This is a genomic window from Roseateles sp. GW821-FHT03B02 (assembly GCF_059421025.1).
Genome location: NZ_JBWKUV010000004.1, coordinates 155,796 through 172,281, shown reverse-complemented (window position 1 = coordinate 172,281; position 16,486 = coordinate 155,796). Strand labels below are relative to the sequence as shown.

General features: G+C 70.0%; 17 protein-coding genes. 15 read left to right on the top strand and 2 right to left on the bottom strand.

The genetic code is table 11. The features are described from left to right. Position 1 precedes the first annotated feature (1 nt). The 5 genes from AC07VX_RS13135 to AC07VX_RS13115 are packed head-to-tail and all read left to right on the top strand — an operon-like array spanning position 2 to position 5,247. The gene (locus AC07VX_RS13135) at positions 2-889 is read left to right on the top strand and encodes a 4-hydroxyphenylpyruvate dioxygenase (RefSeq protein WP_493165165.1); all 888 of its coding nucleotides are present in this window, start codon (positions 2-4) and stop codon (positions 887-889) included. Continuing rightward, positions 886-1,818, top strand: a complete 933-nt coding sequence (locus AC07VX_RS13130; protein WP_493165164.1) for a sugar phosphate isomerase/epimerase family protein — start codon at positions 886-888, stop codon at positions 1,816-1,818. The genes AC07VX_RS13135 and AC07VX_RS13130 overlap by 4 nt, the downstream gene beginning before the upstream one ends. Then, entirely contained in the window at positions 1,815-2,735 is a 921-nt protein-coding gene (locus AC07VX_RS13125; protein WP_493165163.1) for a DMT family transporter, read from the top strand. Before AC07VX_RS13130 ends, AC07VX_RS13125 begins: the two co-directional genes overlap by 4 nt. Continuing rightward, positions 2,732-4,444: an FAD-dependent oxidoreductase gene (locus tag AC07VX_RS13120; RefSeq protein WP_493165162.1), complete on the top strand. Its 1,713-nt coding sequence runs from the start codon at positions 2,732-2,734 to the stop codon at positions 4,442-4,444. Before AC07VX_RS13125 ends, AC07VX_RS13120 begins: the two co-directional genes overlap by 4 nt. Further along, on the top strand, positions 4,441-5,247 hold the full coding sequence (locus AC07VX_RS13115; RefSeq protein WP_493165161.1) for a sugar phosphate isomerase/epimerase family protein: 807 nt from the start codon (positions 4,441-4,443) through the stop codon (positions 5,245-5,247). Before AC07VX_RS13120 ends, AC07VX_RS13115 begins: the two co-directional genes overlap by 4 nt. A gap of 5 nt (positions 5,248-5,252) precedes the next feature. On the opposite strand, the gene AC07VX_RS13110 is transcribed toward AC07VX_RS13115, so the two are convergent. Continuing rightward, positions 5,253-6,155, bottom strand: a complete 903-nt coding sequence (locus AC07VX_RS13110) for a helix-turn-helix domain-containing protein (RefSeq protein WP_493165160.1) — start codon at positions 6,153-6,155, stop codon at positions 5,253-5,255. A gap of 108 nt (positions 6,156-6,263) precedes the next feature. On the opposite strand from AC07VX_RS13110, the gene pobA reads away from it, so the two are divergent. Further along, positions 6,264-7,436, top strand: coding sequence for a 4-hydroxybenzoate 3-monooxygenase (gene pobA, locus AC07VX_RS13105; protein WP_493165479.1), 1,173 nt, complete (start codon positions 6,264-6,266; stop codon positions 7,434-7,436). On the opposite strand, the gene AC07VX_RS13100 is transcribed toward pobA, so the two are convergent. After that, complete coding sequence (locus tag AC07VX_RS13100) at positions 7,415-8,317, bottom strand: LysR family transcriptional regulator (RefSeq protein WP_493165159.1); 903 nt, start codon at positions 8,315-8,317, stop codon at positions 7,415-7,417. The two genes, pobA and AC07VX_RS13100, sit on opposite strands and share 22 nt — an antisense overlap. A gap of 72 nt (positions 8,318-8,389) precedes the next feature. Here AC07VX_RS13100 and AC07VX_RS13095 point away from each other — a divergent pair, with 72 nt between their 5' ends. Genes AC07VX_RS13095 through AC07VX_RS13055 form a run of 9 tightly spaced genes read left to right on the top strand, consistent with a single transcriptional unit; the run spans position 8,390 to position 16,485 of the window. Beyond that, entirely contained in the window at positions 8,390-9,082 is a 693-nt protein-coding gene (locus tag AC07VX_RS13095) for a substrate-binding domain-containing protein (RefSeq protein WP_493165158.1), read from the top strand. A 35-nt stretch (positions 9,083-9,117) separates the two neighbouring features. Further along, positions 9,118-10,491 carry an MFS transporter gene (locus AC07VX_RS13090; RefSeq protein ID WP_493165157.1) on the top strand — a complete coding sequence of 458 codons (1,374 nt, stop codon included), beginning with the start codon at positions 9,118-9,120 and terminating at the stop codon, positions 10,489-10,491. 21 nt (positions 10,492-10,512) lie between these two features. Next, complete coding sequence (locus AC07VX_RS13085) at positions 10,513-11,541, top strand: amidohydrolase family protein (RefSeq protein ID WP_493165156.1); 1,029 nt, start codon at positions 10,513-10,515, stop codon at positions 11,539-11,541. Between the two features lie 3 nt (positions 11,542-11,544). Next, positions 11,545-12,228, top strand: a complete 684-nt coding sequence (gene ligK / locus AC07VX_RS13080) for a 4-carboxy-4-hydroxy-2-oxoadipate aldolase/oxaloacetate decarboxylase (protein ID WP_493165155.1) — start codon at positions 11,545-11,547, stop codon at positions 12,226-12,228. A 31-nt stretch (positions 12,229-12,259) separates the two neighbouring features. Continuing rightward, positions 12,260-13,240, top strand: coding sequence for a Bug family tripartite tricarboxylate transporter substrate binding protein (locus tag AC07VX_RS13075; protein WP_493165154.1), 981 nt, complete (start codon positions 12,260-12,262; stop codon positions 13,238-13,240). A gap of 28 nt (positions 13,241-13,268) precedes the next feature. Further along, positions 13,269-14,201 carry an amidohydrolase family protein gene (locus tag AC07VX_RS13070; RefSeq protein WP_493165153.1) on the top strand — a complete coding sequence of 311 codons (933 nt, stop codon included), beginning with the start codon at positions 13,269-13,271 and terminating at the stop codon, positions 14,199-14,201. A 3-nt stretch (positions 14,202-14,204) separates the two neighbouring features. After that, the gene (gene ligA / locus AC07VX_RS13065) at positions 14,205-14,654 is read left to right on the top strand and encodes a protocatechuate 4,5-dioxygenase subunit alpha (RefSeq protein WP_493165152.1); all 450 of its coding nucleotides are present in this window, start codon (positions 14,205-14,207) and stop codon (positions 14,652-14,654) included. Positions 14,655-14,656: 2 nt separating this feature from the next. Next, complete coding sequence (locus AC07VX_RS13060) at positions 14,657-15,529, top strand: class III extradiol dioxygenase subunit beta (RefSeq protein ID WP_493165151.1); 873 nt, start codon at positions 14,657-14,659, stop codon at positions 15,527-15,529. Then, positions 15,526-16,485, top strand: a complete 960-nt coding sequence (locus AC07VX_RS13055; RefSeq protein WP_493165150.1) for a Gfo/Idh/MocA family oxidoreductase — start codon at positions 15,526-15,528, stop codon at positions 16,483-16,485. Before AC07VX_RS13060 ends, AC07VX_RS13055 begins: the two co-directional genes overlap by 4 nt. The last annotated feature ends 1 nt before the right edge of the window (position 16,486 follow it).

Genomic DNA, 16,486 nt, shown 5'->3' with positions numbered 1-16,486 from the left:
CATGAGCACTGCCGAGCAGAACCGCGAAACCATCGAGGCCTCCGCCAACCCGCTGGGGCTGGACGGCATCGAGTTCATCGAATACGCGACCGCCAAGCCCCAGGCCCTGGGCCATGTGCTGGAGACCCTGGGCTTCCGCCCCGTGGCCCGGCACCGCTCGCGGGAGGTGCTGCTGTATCGCCAAGGCGACATGAACGTCATCGTCAACGCCCATGCCGCCGACGGCGCGCCGCTGAGCGACACGCCCGTCGTCGCCGCCATCGCGCTGCGTGTGCGCGACGCCGCCAGCGCCTACCGCCGCGCGCTGGAGCGCGGTGCCTGGGCCCTGCCCATCCAGGTGGAGGTGATGGAGCTGCACATCCCGGCCATCCATGGCGTGGGCAGCAGCCGCATCTATTTCGTCGATCGCTACAAGGAGTTCTCGATCTACGACGTGGACTTCACGCCCATCCCCACGGTGGACATGCGCCCGCCGGCCCTCACCGGCCTGCACTTCTTCGGCGTGGTGCAGTACATCGGCGTGGAGCGCACCGAGGACTGGACCGAGTTCTACGCCGAGCTGTTCGGCTTCGCGCCCATCCCCGACGACCAACGCTACGGCGTCATGCCCAAGGGCCGGCTGCTCAAGAGCGCCTGCGGCAAGTTCTACGTCCAGCTCGTCGAGCCCGAACCCGGCCTGCTGGACATCGAAAGCGACGAACTCATCGCCCGCCTCGGCCTGGGCTGCCCCGACGTGCCCGCCACCGTGGCCGCCCTGCGCAGCCGCGGCGTGGCCTTCGTCGAACGCGGCGCCATCAGCCCCAGTGCTCGCGGCGCGCTGACCGAGACGCAGCTCGGCAGCGTCACCTTCGAGCTGGTGCACAGCGAGCGGCTGGGAGCCGCATCATGAGCCGCCTGACCGGCAACTTCGACGACTTCGGCATGGACACCATCACGCTGGCCGGCACGCTGCCCGCCAAGCTGAAGGCTGTGCGCGACGCCGGCTTCTCGCAGATCATGCTGTCGGCGCGCGACATCGTCGGCCACCCCGAGGGCGTGGAGGCGGCCATCGCCGCCGTCAAGGCCAGCGGCCTGCGCGTGACGGGCTTCCAGGTGCTGCGCGACTTCGAGGGCCTGGACGGCCATCTGCGCGACTACAAGCTCGACGTCGCCCGTTCCATGCTGGAGATGTGCGCCGCCGTCGGCTCGCGCGTGCTGCTGGTGTGCTCGTCAACCTCCACCCACGCCACCGCCGACCGCGACCACATCGCGCAAGACCTGCGCCGCCTGGCCATGCTGGCCGTGCCGCTGCGCATCAAGGTGGCCTTCGAGGCCCTGTCCTGGGGCCGCCACATCAACGAGTTCCCGCAGGCAGCCGACGTGGTCTACCGCGCCGACATGCCCAACCTCGGTGTCGGCCTGGACTCCTTCCACATCTTCGCCACACGAACGCCGATGGACCTGCTGGACGACCTCGACCCCGAGCGCATCTTCCTCGTGCAGCTGGCCGACTTCATGTGGAACGAGATCCGCTCCGTCGAGGAGAAGATCACCACGGCCCGCCACCACCGCGTCTTCCCCGGCGAGGGCGTGCACAGCCAGCAACTGGCCGACCTCGTCACGCGGCTGGACCGCCTCGGCTACCGCGGCGACTACAGCTTTGAGGTCTTCAACGACGACTACCAGCAGATGCCGCTGCCCAGTGTGGCCGCGCGCGGCCTGCGATCGGCGCAGTGGCTGGGCGAGACGGTGCTCAAGCGCGCCGTGCCGCTGCTGGGCACGCTGCGCCTGCAGCGCCGGGAGGACGGCGGCGCCCGCAACAGCTTCGCGGCCCGGTGATCCCCCGCTCCGGGCTCTACCAGGGCATGGCCCTCGTCGTGCTGGCAGTGGCCTGCTTCGCCGCGCTGGACACCGCCACCAAGCTGATCGCGCTGACCGTGCCGGCGCTGATGCTGGTGGCCTTCCGCTACGGCTTCCAGGCCGTGGTCACGACGGCGGCCCTGCTCTGGCGCGGCGGCCCGCAGCGGCTGCGCACCGCCCACCCGGGCCTGCAGCTGCTGCGCGGCGGGCTGATCGTGGCCTGCAGCCTCATCACCTTCTTCGGCCTGCAACAACTGCCGGTGGGCGAGTTCACGGCCGTCATGATGCTCACGCCGCTGGTCACGGCCGCCGGCGCCGCGCTCGCCGCCGGGCAGCGCCTGGCGCTGCTGCGCTGGCTGCTGCTGCTGGGCAGCCTGGGCGGCGCCCTCATCATCGTGCGACCGGGCCATGCGCTGTTCCAGCTCGCATCGCTGCTGCCGCTGGCCCTGGTGCTGACGCTCGCGGCCTTCCAGCTCGTCACCAGCCGACTCGCACGGCTGGAGCCGGCCGGCACGACGCACTTCTACACCGGCTGCGTCGGCGCCCTCATCGGCGGCCTCACCCTGCCCTGGACCTGGCAGATGCCCGCCAGCGCCTCGGTGTGGCTGACGCTGCTGCTGGTCAGCCTCTTCAGCACCCTGGGCCACTACCTGCTGATCCTGGCCTATGACCGCGCGCCCGCCATCGAGCTGACGCCCTTGTTCTACTTCCAGATCGCCTTCGCCATGCTGGGTGGCTGGCTGGTCTTCGCCCATGTGCCCGACGCCTGGGCCTGGCTGGGCATGGGGCTGATCGGCCTGTGCGGCGCGCTGTCGGCCGCGCTGGGCGCGCGCGAACAGGCCGCCCGGCAGGCTGCCGCGAACACGGCCAGCACCTGGGCCGAGGTCACGCCATGAGCGCCACCGAGCAGGTCGATCTGCTGGTGATCGGTTCCGGCTCCGGCGGGCTGTCGGCCGCCGTCACGGCCGCGGCGCGCGGGCTGCAGGTGCTGGTGGTGGAAAAGGACGCCGTCTTCGGCGGCGCCACGGCGCTGTCGGGCGGCTGGATCTGGGCGCCGGGCAACCCCGTCTCTGCGCGGGACGGCGCCACGGACAGCCCCGAGCAGGTGCGCGCCTACCTGCGCCACGAGCTGGGCGCGCAGCACGACGAGGCCCGCGTCGAGGCCTTCCTGGCGGCCGCGCCGCGCATGGTGGCGTTCTTCGAGCGCCACACGCGGCTGCAGTTCGTCAGCGGCAGCTGGATCGCCGACATCCACGGCGGCTCGCCGGGCGCGGGCACCGGCTCGCGCTCCGTGGCGCCGCAGCCGCTGGACGGGCGCGAGCTCGACCCCGAGCTGCTGCGCCAGCTACGCGCCCAGAAGTACGAGACCTCGCTGTTCGGCATGGGTGTCATGGCAGGGCCCGACCTACGTCGCTTCCTCGGCGCGCTGCGTTCCTGGCCCAACTTCCGCTACGTCGCGGGCCGCTTCGCCCGCCACCTGCGCGATCTGCTGCTGCACCGCCGCGGCCTGCAGCTGGTGAACGGCTGCGCGCTGGTCGGGCGGCTGCTGCTGTCGGCACAGGCCCTGGGCGTGCAACTGCGCACTTGCACGCCGGCCCGCAGCCTGCTCACGGCCCAGGGCGCGGTCATCGGCGCCGTGCTCGACAGCCCCGAAGGTCCGCGCCGCGTCCTGGCCCGCCGCGGTGTGGTGCTGGCCACCGGTGGTTTTGCGCACGACGCGGCACGCATGGCCAGCTTGCCCGGCGTGCCCGAGGGCGCCGACGCCTGGGCGCTGCCGCCTACTGCCGTCGCGGGCGACGGCATCGCCATGGCCGAGGCCGTGGGCGCCGGCATCGACAGTCGCGGCGGGGCGCCCCTGGCCTGGTGCCCTGTGTCGGTCGTGCCCTACCTCGTCGGCCGCAGCGGTCTCTACCCGCACATCATCGACCGGGGCAAGCCCGGGCTGATCGCCGTGCTGGCCAATGGCCGGCGCTTCGTCAACGAGGCCGACGGCTATCACGACTACGTCTCGGCGCTGCTGCGCGCGGTGCCGGCGGGCCAGGCGCCGCGCTCCTGGCTGATCTGCGACCACCGCTTCCTGCGCCGCTACCCCTTCGGCATGGTCAAGCCCTGGCCTGTGCCGGTCTGGCCCTATCTGCGCTCGGGCTACCTGAAGCGTGGCCGCACGCTCGAGGCGCTGGCCGCGGCCTGCGGCATCGACGCCGCCGGCCTGGCCGCCACCGTGGCGCGCTTCAACGACCACGCCACCCAGGGCCACGACCCCGAATTCGGCCGCGGCGGCAGCCTCTTCAACCGCCGCTCAGGCGATGCCGACCACGGCCCCAACCCCTGCGTCGCGCCCATCGTCGACGGGCCCTTCTACGCCATCGAGGTAAAGCCCGGCAGCTTCGGCAGCTTTGCCGGCCTGCGCACCGACGCCCGGGCCCGCGTGCTCGACGCCGCGGGCCGCGCCATCGAAGGCCTCTACGCCGCCGGCTGTGACCAGGCCAACGTGATGGGCGGCCACTACCCGGCCGGCGGCATCAACCTCGGGCCCGCCATGGCCTTCGGCTTCATCGCGGGCGAGCACGCCGCCGCCCGTCCTCCCTTTCCCACCCCGCCATGACCCATCCCTTCGCCCTCGCCGCGCTGACCGTGCTCGAACTGACGCCGCCCGAGATGGTGGATTGCGCCGCCCGCGCCGGCTTCGACGCCGTCGGCCTGCGCCTGCTCCCGGCCACGCCGGAGGAAGTGCAGCACGCGCTTGTTGGTGACACACCGCTCGTGCGCGAGACCGAGGCGCGGCTGCGCGACACCGGCCTGCGCTGCCTGGACATCGAGATCTTTCGCTTGCGGCCCGACACCCGCGTGGCCGACTACGAGGCGGCGCTGGCTACCGGCGCCCGCTTCGGCGCCCGCGAGGCCCTGGTGGCCGGCAACGACCCCGACGAGGCCCGCCTCACTGCCAATTTCGCCGCCTTCTGCGAGCTGGCCGCGCGCTTTGGGCTCGGCGCCAACCTCGAACCCATGCCCTGGACGGACTGCAAGTCCTTCGCGGACGGGTTGCGCATCGTCGAGGCCGCGGCCCAGGCCAACGGCGGCGTGCTGCTCGACCCCATCCATTTCGACCGCGCCGGCGGCGATCCCGCCGAGGTTGCCCGAGCGCCGCGCGGCCGGCTGCGCTACATGCAGCTCTGCGACGCACCGGCCGAGCGACCGAGCAGCGTCGAAGGCCTGCTGCACCAGGCCCGCGCCGCACGGCTGATGCCCGGCGACGGCGGCCTGCCGCTGCGCGAGCTGCTGGCCGCGGTCCCAGCCGACCTGCCGATCAGCATCGAGATTCCGATGGCCGAGCTGGCGCGCAGCCTGCCGGCGGTGGAGCGCTGCGCGCAGATGCTGGCCAAGGCGCGCCGCCTGCTGGCCGGCTGAATCGCTCAGCCCCGCCCGCCCTGCTCGCGCCAGGCCTTGGGTGACTGCCCCGTCAGGCGCTGGAAGAAGCGCGTGAAATAGGCCGGGTCCGAGAAGCCCAGACCGTCGGACACCTGCCGGATCTGCAGGCTGGTGTAGCCCAGCTCACGCTTGGCCTCCAGCAGCAGGCGCTGGTGCAGCAGCTCCAGCGCCGAGCATTGCAGGTGGCGGCGGCACAGCCGGTTCAGCTGCGCGGGGCTGATGCCCAGCGGCGCGGCCAGTTCCGCGAGGCCGGGATGGCGGCGGAACTGGCGCTCCACCTGCTCGCGAAAGCGCTGCAGGTGCAGCATCGCCCGCCCCTCGCCGTCGGCCATTGCCGTGGCCACCGGCGCCAGCCGCGGCTGGCGTGCCACGCCCGCTGCCAGCATCGACAGCGCGCCCTCCAGCATGCGCGCCCGCCACGGGGCCAGGGACAGGTACTCGGCCCGCAGGCCCTGCAACAGCATCAGCAGGCCAGGCAGGACCGGCGACGCCTTCGGCACCACCAGCGCCCGCGCGTGGCGCAGCTCATCCCACAACCCCGGGCTGGCCGCGAGCTGCTGGCGCAGGCGCTCGTCGTCCAGCGTGACGACATGACCCTCGGTCTCCGGCGCGAAGGCGAAGCCGTGGATGACGAAAGGCGGCACCCAGACCAGAGCTGGTCCGTGCAGCACCAGACGCTGCCGGTCCAGCTCCACATCGGCCCGGCCGCGCTCGATGAGCAGCAGCTGGCTCAGGCCGCCGTGGCGGTGCGGGCGGATTTCCCAATTGTGCAAGCGGCTGCGGTCGGCGATGGACTCGTGGTGCAGTCCGTCGAGCGCATCGTCACGGCCCAGCTCGCCGTACAGCTCGTACAGCGGGGCGGCGGGCGATGCGGCAGCGGGTTTCACGGGTTCGGATTGTGCAATTTCCTGTTCGACGAGTGCATTCCCTGCCGGGCCCTCGGCGCCTAGGCTTCAGCCCATCCAACACAACACTCGGAGCGAGACATGAAGACATTGCGCACCCAGGTGCTCATCGTCGGCGCCGGCCCCTCTGGCCTGCTGCTGGGGCAACTGCTGCACAAGGCCGGCATCGACAACCTCATCCTGGAACGCCAGACCGGCGACTACGTGCTCAGCCGCATCCGCGCCGGCGTGCTTGAGCAGACGACGGCCGACCTGCTGGACGAAGCCGGCGTGGGAGCGCGCATGCACGCCGAGGGGCTGGTGCACGACGGCTTCGACCTGATGTTCGACGGCCAGCACCACCGCATCGACCTGAAGCGCCTGAGCGGCGGCAAGTCCGTGCTGGTCTACGGACAGACCGAGGTGACGCGCGACCTGATGGCCGCCCGCGCCGATGCCGGCCTCACCACGCTGTACGAAGCGGCCGACGTGCAGCTCTTCGGCTTCGACGGCAACAGCCCCGGCGCCCGCTGCACGGTGGGTGGCGAGGCCGTGGAGGTGAAGTGCGACTACATCGCCGGCTGCGACGGCTACCACGGCGTCAGCCGTGCCAGCGTGCCCGCCGGCGCCATCCAGCACTTCGAGAAGGTCTATCCCTTCGGCTGGCTGGGCCTGCTCAGCGACACGCCGCCGGTCTCGCACGAACTGATCTACAGCCACCACGAGCGCGGCTTCTCGCTGTGCAGCATGCGCTCGACGACACGCAGCCGCTACTACCTGCAGGTGCCGCTGACCGAGCAGCTGAGCGACTGGAGCGACGAGCGCTTCTGGGGCGAACTGCGCTGCCGCCTCGCGCCCGAGACCGCGGCGAAACTGGTCACCGGCCCGGCGCTGGAAAAGAGCATCGCGCCGCTGCGCAGCTTCGTCGCCGAGCCCATGCGCTTCGGCCGCCTCTTCCTCGCCGGCGACGCCGCCCACATCGTGCCGCCCACCGGCGCCAAGGGACTGAACCTGGCCGCCTCGGACGTGCACTACCTGTCCCAGGCCCTGATCGAGCACTACCGTGAGCGCAGCGAGGCCGGCATCGAGCACTACTCGGCGCGCGCCCTGGCGCGCATCTGGAAGGCCGAGCGCTTCTCCTGGTGGTTCACCAGCCTGATGCACCACTTTCCGCTGGAGCCCGCCATCGACGCCCGCCTGCACCGCGCCGAGCGCGACTATCTCGTTCGCTCCGAGGCCGCGCAGCAGGTGATGGCGGAGAACTACGTCGGCCTGCCCTGGTAGACCTCGCGCACCCGGCGCATCAGCAGCGCCGCGGTGCGCTGCATCAGCGGCGTGGAGCGCTTGAGCGCCGGCGTGACGAGGCACAGCGTCGCGCACACGTCAGCGCCCGAAATCGGCGTGACGGCGATGCGCTCCGGGTGCTCGTAGGCCAGCAAGGCCTCCTCGCCCAGCGCGGCGTGGCCCAGGCCGGCGGCGACCAGATCGAGCATCGCCGGCACGCTGGATACCTCCCAGTCCACGCGCAACTGCACGCCGGCCATCGCCGCGGCCTCCTCCATGCGCTTGCGGAATACCTGGCCGCGCTGCGGCATCACGAGCGGCAGCCGCGACAGTTCGGCCAGCGTCAGCGGCCCGGCCGGCGCCTGGCCTGCAGGGCTCAACAGCCGCAGCGCCTCCTCGCGCAGCGGCAGGATCTCCAGCGCCGGCAGCGGCTCGGGGTTGTAGACCAGGGCCAGGTCGGCCCGCCCGGACACCAGCCATTCGGTCAGGTGGGTGGAGAAGCCCTCCATGATGACCAGGCGCGCCCGCGGGCAGTCGACGCGGAAGGCTTCGATCAGCGGCAGCGTGTGCAGCCGCGCCTGCGTGGGGGGCATGGCCACCACGATCTGACCCACCGGCTCGTTGCGGTGGGCCGAGAGGTCGTCGCGGGCCTGGGCCACCAGGTGCAGGATGCCCTGGCCATGCTCCAGCAAGCGGCGGCCCGCCTCGGTCAGCTCCACACCGCGGCCATTGCGCAGGAACAGAGTCTCGTGCAGCTCGGTCTCCAGCGACCGCACCTGGCGGCTCAGCGCCGGCTGGGCCAGGCCCAGCACCAGCGCGGCCTTGCTGAAGCTGCCGTGCTCGGCAACCTGAATGAAGTATTCGAGCTGGTTCAGGGTCATGCCGAAATGCTATAGCAGCTAGCGCCAGCCAGAACTAGCTTGATGGAGCCACGGCGCGAAGAATCGCCGTCCATGCCTTCCGACCTGAGCCTGATCTCCTCCATGGCCACCCGCCATTTGCTGGCGGCCCTCGCCACCACGCATGAGCAGGCCGGCGGCCCGGCCACGCGCATCGAGTCCGTGGGGGGCGTGGACGCCGCCCAGCGCGTGCAGGCCGGCGAGACCTTCGACCTCGTCGTGCTGGCAGCCGACGCCATCGCCAGGCTGGACGCCGCCGGCCGTCTGCGCCCGGGCAGCATCCGGGCGCTGGCGGACTCGACAGTGGCCATCGCCGTGCGCGCCGGCGCCGAGGTGCCGGACGTGAGCAGCGAGGCCGCGCTGAAGGCCACCGTACTCCGGGCCCGCGCCATCGGCTACTCAACCGGCCCGAGCGGCACGGCGCTGATGCAGCTGTTCGCCCGCTGGGGCGTGGCGGACGCGCTGAAGGACCGCCTCGTGCAGGCCCGCCCTGGCGTGCCGGTAGGCAGCCTCGTCGCCAGCGGCGAGGTGGATCTCGGCTTCCAGCAGCTCAGCGAGCTGATGGACCTGCCCGGCATCACGCTGCTGGGTGGCATGCCACCGGGCACCGAGATCGTCAGCCGCTTCAGTGGCGCCGTCACGGCCGCGGCCGCGCGGCCGGCCGAGGCCCAGGCCCTGCTCGACTTCATGGCAGGCCCGGCCGCCGACGTCGCCCGACGTCAGCACGGCATGCAGGCCACCCGCTGAGCCCGAGACACCCCACAAGAACCACGGAGACCGACTTGCAGTACCAACCCACCCCCGCCACCGCCGCACGCTCGGTGGACGTACAGCGCCTCATCGACGACCACCCGCTGTCCAGCTGGCAGTGGGGGGTATTCGCGATGTGCTTTCTCATCGTGCTGCTGGATGGCTTCGACACCGCCGCCATCGGCTACATCGCGCCGTCGCTGATCAAGGACTGGGGCGTCACCAAGCCCATGCTGGGCCCGGTGCTCAGCGCCGCGCTGTTCGGCCTCGCCGCCGGTGCGCTGTCCGCCGGCCCGGCGGCCGACCGCCTGGGCCGCAAGCGCGTGCTGACCGTGGCGGTGCTGGTCTTCGGCCTGGCCTCGCTGGCCTCGTCCTTCGCCACCGGCCTGTCCGAACTGAGCACGCTGCGCTTCATCACCGGCCTGGGCCTGGGCGCCGCCATGCCCAACGCGGTGACGCTGATGAGCGAGTACTGCCCCAGCGCCCGCCGCTCGACGCTGACCAACCTGATGTTCTGCGGCTTCCCGCTTGGCGCGGCCTTCGGCGGTTTCCTGGCGGCCTGGATGATCCCGCAGTGGGGCTGGCAGAGCGTGCTGCTGCTGGGCGGCATCGCGCCGCTGCTGCTGACAGTGGCGCTGCTGGCGCTGCTGCCCGAGTCGGTGCGCTTCATGGTGTCGCGCCGCCAGCCGGTGGAGCGCATCCGCGCCGCGCTGGCCCGCATCGCCGGCCCGCGTGTGAACGACTACGACCGCTTCACGCTCAGCGAAACCCGCGTCGTCACCAACGAGCGCGGCGGCCTGGCCCAGGTGCTGGCGCGGCCCTACCGCACCGGCACGCTGATGCTTTGGCTGGCCTACTTCATGGGCCTCGTGATCTTCTACGCGCTGATCAACTGGATGCCCCTGCTGTTCAAGGAGGCCGGCATCGAGCCCAAGACGGCGACGCTGATCGCCGCGCTCTTCCCGCTCGGCGGCGTGGGCGCGGTGTTCTTCGGCTGGCTGATGGACCGCATCGAACCCAACCGCCTGCTGGCCGTGGGCTTCCTGCTGACCGCGGTGGCCGTGTGGTCCATCGGGCAGCTGGTGGGCCAGGTGGGCGGCCTCGTCGTCGGCGTCTTCGTGGCCGGCGCGCTGATGAACACCGCCCAGTCCTCGCTGCCTGCCCTGGCCGCGTCCTTCTACCCCACCAACGGCCGCGCCACGGGCGTGGCCTGGATGCTGGGCATCGGCCGCTTCGGTGGCATTGCCGGCTCCTTCCTGGTGGCGCAACTGACGGCACAGCAGGTCGGCATCGGCATGGTGTTCGCGGTCGTCGCCATCCCCGGCCTGATCGCCGCTGCGGCCCTGTGGGTCAAGCGCAATGCCGACCGCTTCACCGATGGTGGCGGCGCAGCGCTCGCGCATTGAAATTTTTCCGGAGTCTCTTCCATGATCATCGACATCCACGGCCACTACACCACCGCCCCGAAGGCGCTGGAAGCCTGGCGCAACCAGCAGATCGCCGGCATCAAGGACCCAACGCAGAAGCCGCGCGTCGCCGACCTGAAGATCAGCGACGACGAGCTGCGCGAGACCATCGAGACGAATCAGCTCAAGCTGATGAAGCAGCGCGGCTCCGACCTCACCATCTTCAGCCCGCGCGCCAGCTTCATGGCCCACCACATCGGCGACTTCGAGGTGAGCAGCACCTGGGCCGCCATCTGCAACGAGCTGTGCTTTCGCGTCAGCCAGCTTTTCCCCGAGCACTTCATCCCGGCGGCCATGCTGCCGCAGAGCCCCGGCGTGGCGCCCGAGACCTGCATCCCGGAACTGATCAAGTGCGTGGAGCAGTACGGCAACGTCGCCATCAACCTCAACCCCGATCCCTCCGGCGGCCACTGGACCAGCCCGCCGCTGACCGATCGCCACTGGTACCCCATCTACGAGAAGATGGTGGAGTACGACATCCCGGCCATGGTGCACGTGAGCACCAGCTGCAACGCCTGCTTCCACACCACCGGCGCGCATTACATCAACGCCGACACGACAGCCTTCATGCAGCTGCTGCAAGGCGATCTATTCAAGGACTTCCCGACGCTGAAGTTCGTCATCCCCCACGGCGGCGGCGCGGCACCCTACCACTGGGGCCGCTACCGCGGCCTGGCCCAGGAGCTGAAGAAGCCGCTGCTGACCGAGCACCTGCTGAACAACGTGTTCTTCGACACCTGCGTCTACCACCAGCCCGGCATCGACGTGCTGACCAAGGTGGTGCCCGTCAAGAACATCCTGTTCGCCAGCGAGATGATCGGCGCCGTGCGCGGCATCGACCCCGAGACCGGCTTCAACTACGACGACACCAAGCGCTACATCGAGGCCAGCACACAGCTGACGGCCGACGAGAAGCACGCCATCTACGAGGGCAATGCCCGCCGCGTCTATCCGCGCCTGGATGCCGCCCTGAAGAAGCAAGGAAAGTAAGCCATGTACGAACTCGGCGTTGTCTACCGAAACATCCAGCGCGCGGACCGCGAGGCCGCCGACGGCCTGGCCGCCCTGGGCTCGGCCACCGTGCACGAGGCCATGGGCCGGGTCGGCCTGCTCAAGCCCTATATGCGGCCCATCCAGAGCGGCGTGCAGGTGTCCGGCACGGCCGTCACCGTGCTGCTGCAGCCCGGCGACAACTGGATGATGCATGTCGCGGCCGAGCAGATCCAGCCGGGCGACATCGTTGTCGCGGCCGTCACGGCCGACTGCAGCGATGGCTATTTCGGCGACCTGCTGGCCACCAGCTTCCAGGCCCGCGGCGCCCGCGCCCTCGTCATCGACGCCGGCGTGCGCGACGTGAAGACGCTCCAGGAAATGCGCTTCCCGGTCTGGAGCAAGGCCATCAGCAGCAAGGGCACCATCAAGGCCACGCTGGGCTCGGTCAACATCCCGGTGGTCTGCGCTGGCATGTGGGTCACGCCGGGCGACGTCATCGTGGCCGACGATGACGGCATCGTCTGCGTGCCGGCCGCGCGTGCCGTCGAGACGCTGGCCGCCGCCCGCAAGCGCGAGAGCTTCGAGGGCGAAAAGCGCGCCAAGCTCGCCGCCGGCGTGCTGGGCCTGGACATGTACCAGATGCGCGAGCCGCTCGAGAAGGCCGGCCTGCGATACATCGACTGACCTGCCCATCGCCGCCAACCGGGAGACAACGATGCCTCAGTTCCTGCGCCGCCAGCTGCTGGCCGCCGCCATTGCCGCCTTGACCCTGACCGGCATCGCCGAAGCTCAGGAGTTCCCGACCAAGCCCGTCCGCATCACCACGCCCTTCCCGGCTGGCGCGGGGCCGGAGGCCGTGGTGCGCGTGCTGGCCGAGAAGCTGCAGCGGAAATGGGGCAAGCCGGTCATCGTCGAGAACAAGCCCGGCGGCAATGGCTTCATCGCCATCGACGCCTGGAAGCGGGCAGGGGGCGATGCCCACGAACTCATCCAGCTCGACAACGTCCACCTGGTCGCCTATCCGCACCTGTTCAAAAAGCTGCCCTACGACCCGGTCAAGGACTTCGAGCCCATTGCGCCGCTGTTCCGCACCTACTTCTTCGTCGGTGTCGGCGCCGACAGCAAGTACAAGACCGTGGGTGACATCGTGGCCGACGCCAAGGCCCGGCCCGGCCAGCTGATCTATGGGTCCTGGTCGGTCGGCAATCCGGTGCACCTGGGTTCGGCCCTGCTGGAGGCGATGACGGGCACCCAGATGCAGCACGCGGTCTACAAGGAGACGTCGATGCTCTACACCGGCGTGGCCAATGGCGAGCTGAACTTCGCCCTCGGCTCGCTGGCCACCGCCGGCCCGCTGCAGCGCAACGGCAAGATCAAGTTCATCGCCGTGACGGCGCCCAGGCGCCACCCGGCCTTTCCCGATGTGCCGACCGTGGCCGAGTCCGGCGGCCCGGCCGGCTACGAGGTGACGGGCTGGACCCTGCTGGCCGCCCCCAAGGGCCTGCCCAAGGCCGTGGCCGACAAGATCCAGAACGACATCGCCGCGGCGCTGGCCGAGCCGGACATCAAGGACCGCTACGCCACCTTCGGCTACGAGACCTTCCCCGTGACCCACGACCAGTTCACCGCCTTCATCCAGAGCGAATCGCTCAAGTGGGCCGGCGTGATCCAGCGCGCCAAGGTTTCACTGGACTGAACCGCATCCCTGCACGGACCACCAACCCATGAGCAAACCCACCACGGGCGACTTCACCAAGACGGCCGGCTGGCTGGACTGGTACGAAGGCCCCAGCCAGCCCCGCTTCCAGCTGCCGACCGGCAGCGTGGACGCCCACTGCCACGTGTTCGGCCCCGGCGCCGAATTCCCCTACGCCCCCGAGCGCAAGTACACGCCTTGCGACGCCGGCAAGGCCCAGCTTTTCGCGCTACGCGACCACCTCGGCTTTGCGCGCAACGTGGTCGTGCAGGCCACCTGCCATGGGGCGGACAACCGTGCCATGGTCGACGCCTGCCTGGCCTCGGGCGGCAAGGCGCGCGGCGTGGCCACGGTGAAGCGCAGCATTACCGACGACGAGCTGCAGCAGCTGCACGCCGCCGGCGTGCGCGGCGTGCGCTTCAACTTCGTCAAGCGACTGGTGGACTTCACGCCCAAGGACGAACTGCTGGAGATCGCCGGCCGCATCGCCCGGCTGGGCTGGCATGTGGTCATCTACTTCGAGGCCGTGGACCTGCCCGAGCTGTGGGACTTCTTCACCGCGCTGCCAACGACTGTCGTCGTCGACCACATGGGCCGCCCCGACGTGAGCAAGCCCGTCGACGGCCCGGAGTTCGCGCTCTTCCTGAAGTTCATGCGCGAGCATCCCAACGTCTGGAGCAAGGTGAGCTGCCCCGAGCGGCTCTCCGTCACCGGCCCCAAGGCGCTGGCTGGCGAGCAGGCCGCCTACCGGGATGTGGTGCCCTTCGCGCGCCGCGTCGTCGAGGAATTCCCCGACCGCGTGCTCTGGGGCACCGACTGGCCCCACCCTAACCTGAAGGACCACATGCCGGACGACGGCCTGCTGGTGGACTTCATCCCGCACATCGCGCCCACGCCGGAGCTGCAGAAGCTGCTGCTCGTGGACAACCCGATGCACCTCTACTGGCCTGAGGAAGCGTGAGTCATGTCGCTCGACAAACCCTACAAAGACATCCCCGGCACCACCATCTTCGACGCGGAGCAGTCCCGCAAGGGCTACTGGCTGAACCAGTTCTGCATGTCGCTGATGAAGGCCGACAACCGCGCCCGCTTCAAGGCCGATGAGGCCGCCTACCTGGACGAGTGGCCGATGACCGACGCCCAGAAGGCCGCCGTGCGCGCCCGTGACCTGAACGAGTGCATCCGCCTGGGTGGCAACATCTACTTCCTGGCCAAGATCGGCGCCACCGACGGCAAGAGCTTCCAGCAGATGGCCGGCAGCATGACGGGCATGACCGAGGCCGAGTACCGCGACATGATGGTCGGTGGCGGCCGCTCGGTGGAGGGCAACCGCCGCGTGGGCGAGGATGGCGACGCCCAGTCCCACCGCCAGCCGCAAGGCCAGGCCGGCACGACAGCAAAGAAGGGCCCCTGACCGTGGCACGCATCACCGCATCCGTCTACACCTCCCACGTCCCGGCCATCGGCGCGGCGCTGGACCTCGGCAAGTCCGGCGACGACTACTGGCGCCCCGTGTTCCAGGGCTACGACTACTCCAAGCACTGGCTGGCCGAGCAGAAGCCCGACGTCGTCTTCCTGGTCTACAACGACCACGCCACCGCCTTCAGCCTGGACCTCATCCCCACCTTCGCGCTGGGCACGGCGGCCCGCTACACGCCGGCCGACGAGGGCTATGGCGCACGGCCCGTGCCCGAGGTGATCGGACACCCCGAGCTGGCCGCTCACATCGCGCAGAGCGTCATCCAGGACGACTTCGACCTGACGCTGGTCAACAAGATGGACGTGGACCACGGCCTGACCGTGCCGCTGTCGCTGATGTGCGGCCAGCAGGATCCGCAACATGGGGCCTGGCCCTTCAAGGTCATTCCCTTCGCGGTCAACGTCGTGCAGTACCCCGTGCCGTCCGGCCGCCGCTGCTTCCAGCTCGGCCAGGCCATCCGCCGCGCGGTGGAGAGCTTCGACGAAGACCTCAACGTGCAGATCTGGGGCACCGGCGGCATGAGCCACCAGTTGCAGGGCCCGCGCGCCGGCCTCATCAACCGCGAATGGGACAACGCCTGGCTGGACCAGCTCATCAACGACCCCGTGGCGTGCAGCCAGACGCCGCACATCGACTACGTGCGCGAGGCCGGCAGCGAGGGCATCGAGCTGGTCATGTGGCTGATCGCCCGCGGCGCCATGGCTGATGTCGCCGGCGGCCCCAAGCCACCACTCGTCAAGCATCGCTTCTATCACGTGCCGGCATCCAACACGGCCGTGGGACATCTCATCCTGGAGAACACGCAATGAGCAGCAAGATCAAGGTCGCCCTGGCCGGCGCGGGTGCCTTCGGCATCAAGCACCTGGACGGCATCCGCAACATCGCCGACGTCGAGGTCGTCTCGCTGATCAGCCGCGACCTGGACAAGACCCGGGAGGTCGCCGACAAGTACGGCGTCAAGCACGTCACCACCGAGCTGGCCGACAGCCTGGCGCTGCCGGAGGTGGACGCCGTCATCCTCTGCACGCCCACGCAGATGCACGCCAGCCAGACCCTAGCCTGCCTGAAGGCGGGCAAGCATGTGCAGGTGGAGATCCCGCTGTGCGACGTACTGGCCGATGGCGAGGAGGTCGTGAGCGTCGCGCAGAAAACCGGCAAGGTCGCCATGTGCGGCCACACGCGCCGCTTCAATCCCAGCCACCAGTGGGTGCACCAAAAGATCGCGGCGAGCGAGCTCAACGTCCAGCAGATGGACGTGCAGACCTACTTCTTCCGCCGCACCAACATGAACGCGCTGGGCCAGCCTCGCAGCTGGACCGACCACCTGCTGTGGCACCACGCCGCGCACACGGTTGACCTGTTTGCCTGGCAGGCGCGCAGCCCCATCGTGCAAGCCAACGCGCTGCAAGGCCCCATCCACCCGCAGCTCGGCATCGCGATGGACATGAGCATCCAGCTCAAGGCCGCCAACGGCGCGATCTGCACGTTGAGCCTGTCCTTCAACAACGATGGGCCGCTGGGCACCTTCTTCCGCTACATCGGCGACACGGGCACCTACATCGCCCGCTACGACGACCTCGTCAACGGCAAGGAAGAGAAGATCGACGTGAGCCAGGTGGACGTGTCCATGAACGGCATCGAGCTTCAGGACCGCGAGTTCTTCGCCGCCATCCGCGAGGGCCGCGAGCCCAATGCCAGTGTGGCCCAGGTGCTGCCCTGCTACCAGGTGCTGCACAAGCTGGAACAGCAGCTCAAGAACGGTTGAA

What these genes read in the sequence shown, in the direction of transcription:
- ligK (WP_493165155.1), top strand. Translation starts at nt 11,545, where the DNA reads ATGTACGAACTCGGCGTTGTCTACCGAAACATCCAGCGCGCGGACCGC.
- AC07VX_RS13130 (WP_493165164.1), top strand. Translation starts at nt 886, where the DNA reads ATGAGCCGCCTGACCGGCAACTTCGACGACTTCGGCATGGACACCATC.
- AC07VX_RS13135 (WP_493165165.1), top strand. Translation starts at nt 2, where the DNA reads ATGAGCACTGCCGAGCAGAACCGCGAAACCATCGAGGCCTCCGCCAAC.
- AC07VX_RS13085 (WP_493165156.1), top strand. Translation starts at nt 10,513, where the DNA reads ATGATCATCGACATCCACGGCCACTACACCACCGCCCCGAAGGCGCTG.
- AC07VX_RS13055 (WP_493165150.1), top strand. Translation starts at nt 15,526, where the DNA reads ATGAGCAGCAAGATCAAGGTCGCCCTGGCCGGCGCGGGTGCCTTCGGC.
- AC07VX_RS13100 (WP_493165159.1), bottom strand. Translation starts at nt 8,317, where the DNA reads ATGACCCTGAACCAGCTCGAATACTTCATTCAGGTTGCCGAGCACGGC.
- AC07VX_RS13095 (WP_493165158.1), top strand. Translation starts at nt 8,390, where the DNA reads ATGCCTTCCGACCTGAGCCTGATCTCCTCCATGGCCACCCGCCATTTG.
- AC07VX_RS13075 (WP_493165154.1), top strand. Translation starts at nt 12,260, where the DNA reads ATGCCTCAGTTCCTGCGCCGCCAGCTGCTGGCCGCCGCCATTGCCGCC.
- AC07VX_RS13070 (WP_493165153.1), top strand. Translation starts at nt 13,269, where the DNA reads ATGAGCAAACCCACCACGGGCGACTTCACCAAGACGGCCGGCTGGCTG.
- ligA (WP_493165152.1), top strand. Translation starts at nt 14,205, where the DNA reads ATGTCGCTCGACAAACCCTACAAAGACATCCCCGGCACCACCATCTTC.
- AC07VX_RS13115 (WP_493165161.1), top strand. Translation starts at nt 4,441, where the DNA reads ATGACCCATCCCTTCGCCCTCGCCGCGCTGACCGTGCTCGAACTGACG.
- AC07VX_RS13120 (WP_493165162.1), top strand. Translation starts at nt 2,732, where the DNA reads ATGAGCGCCACCGAGCAGGTCGATCTGCTGGTGATCGGTTCCGGCTCC.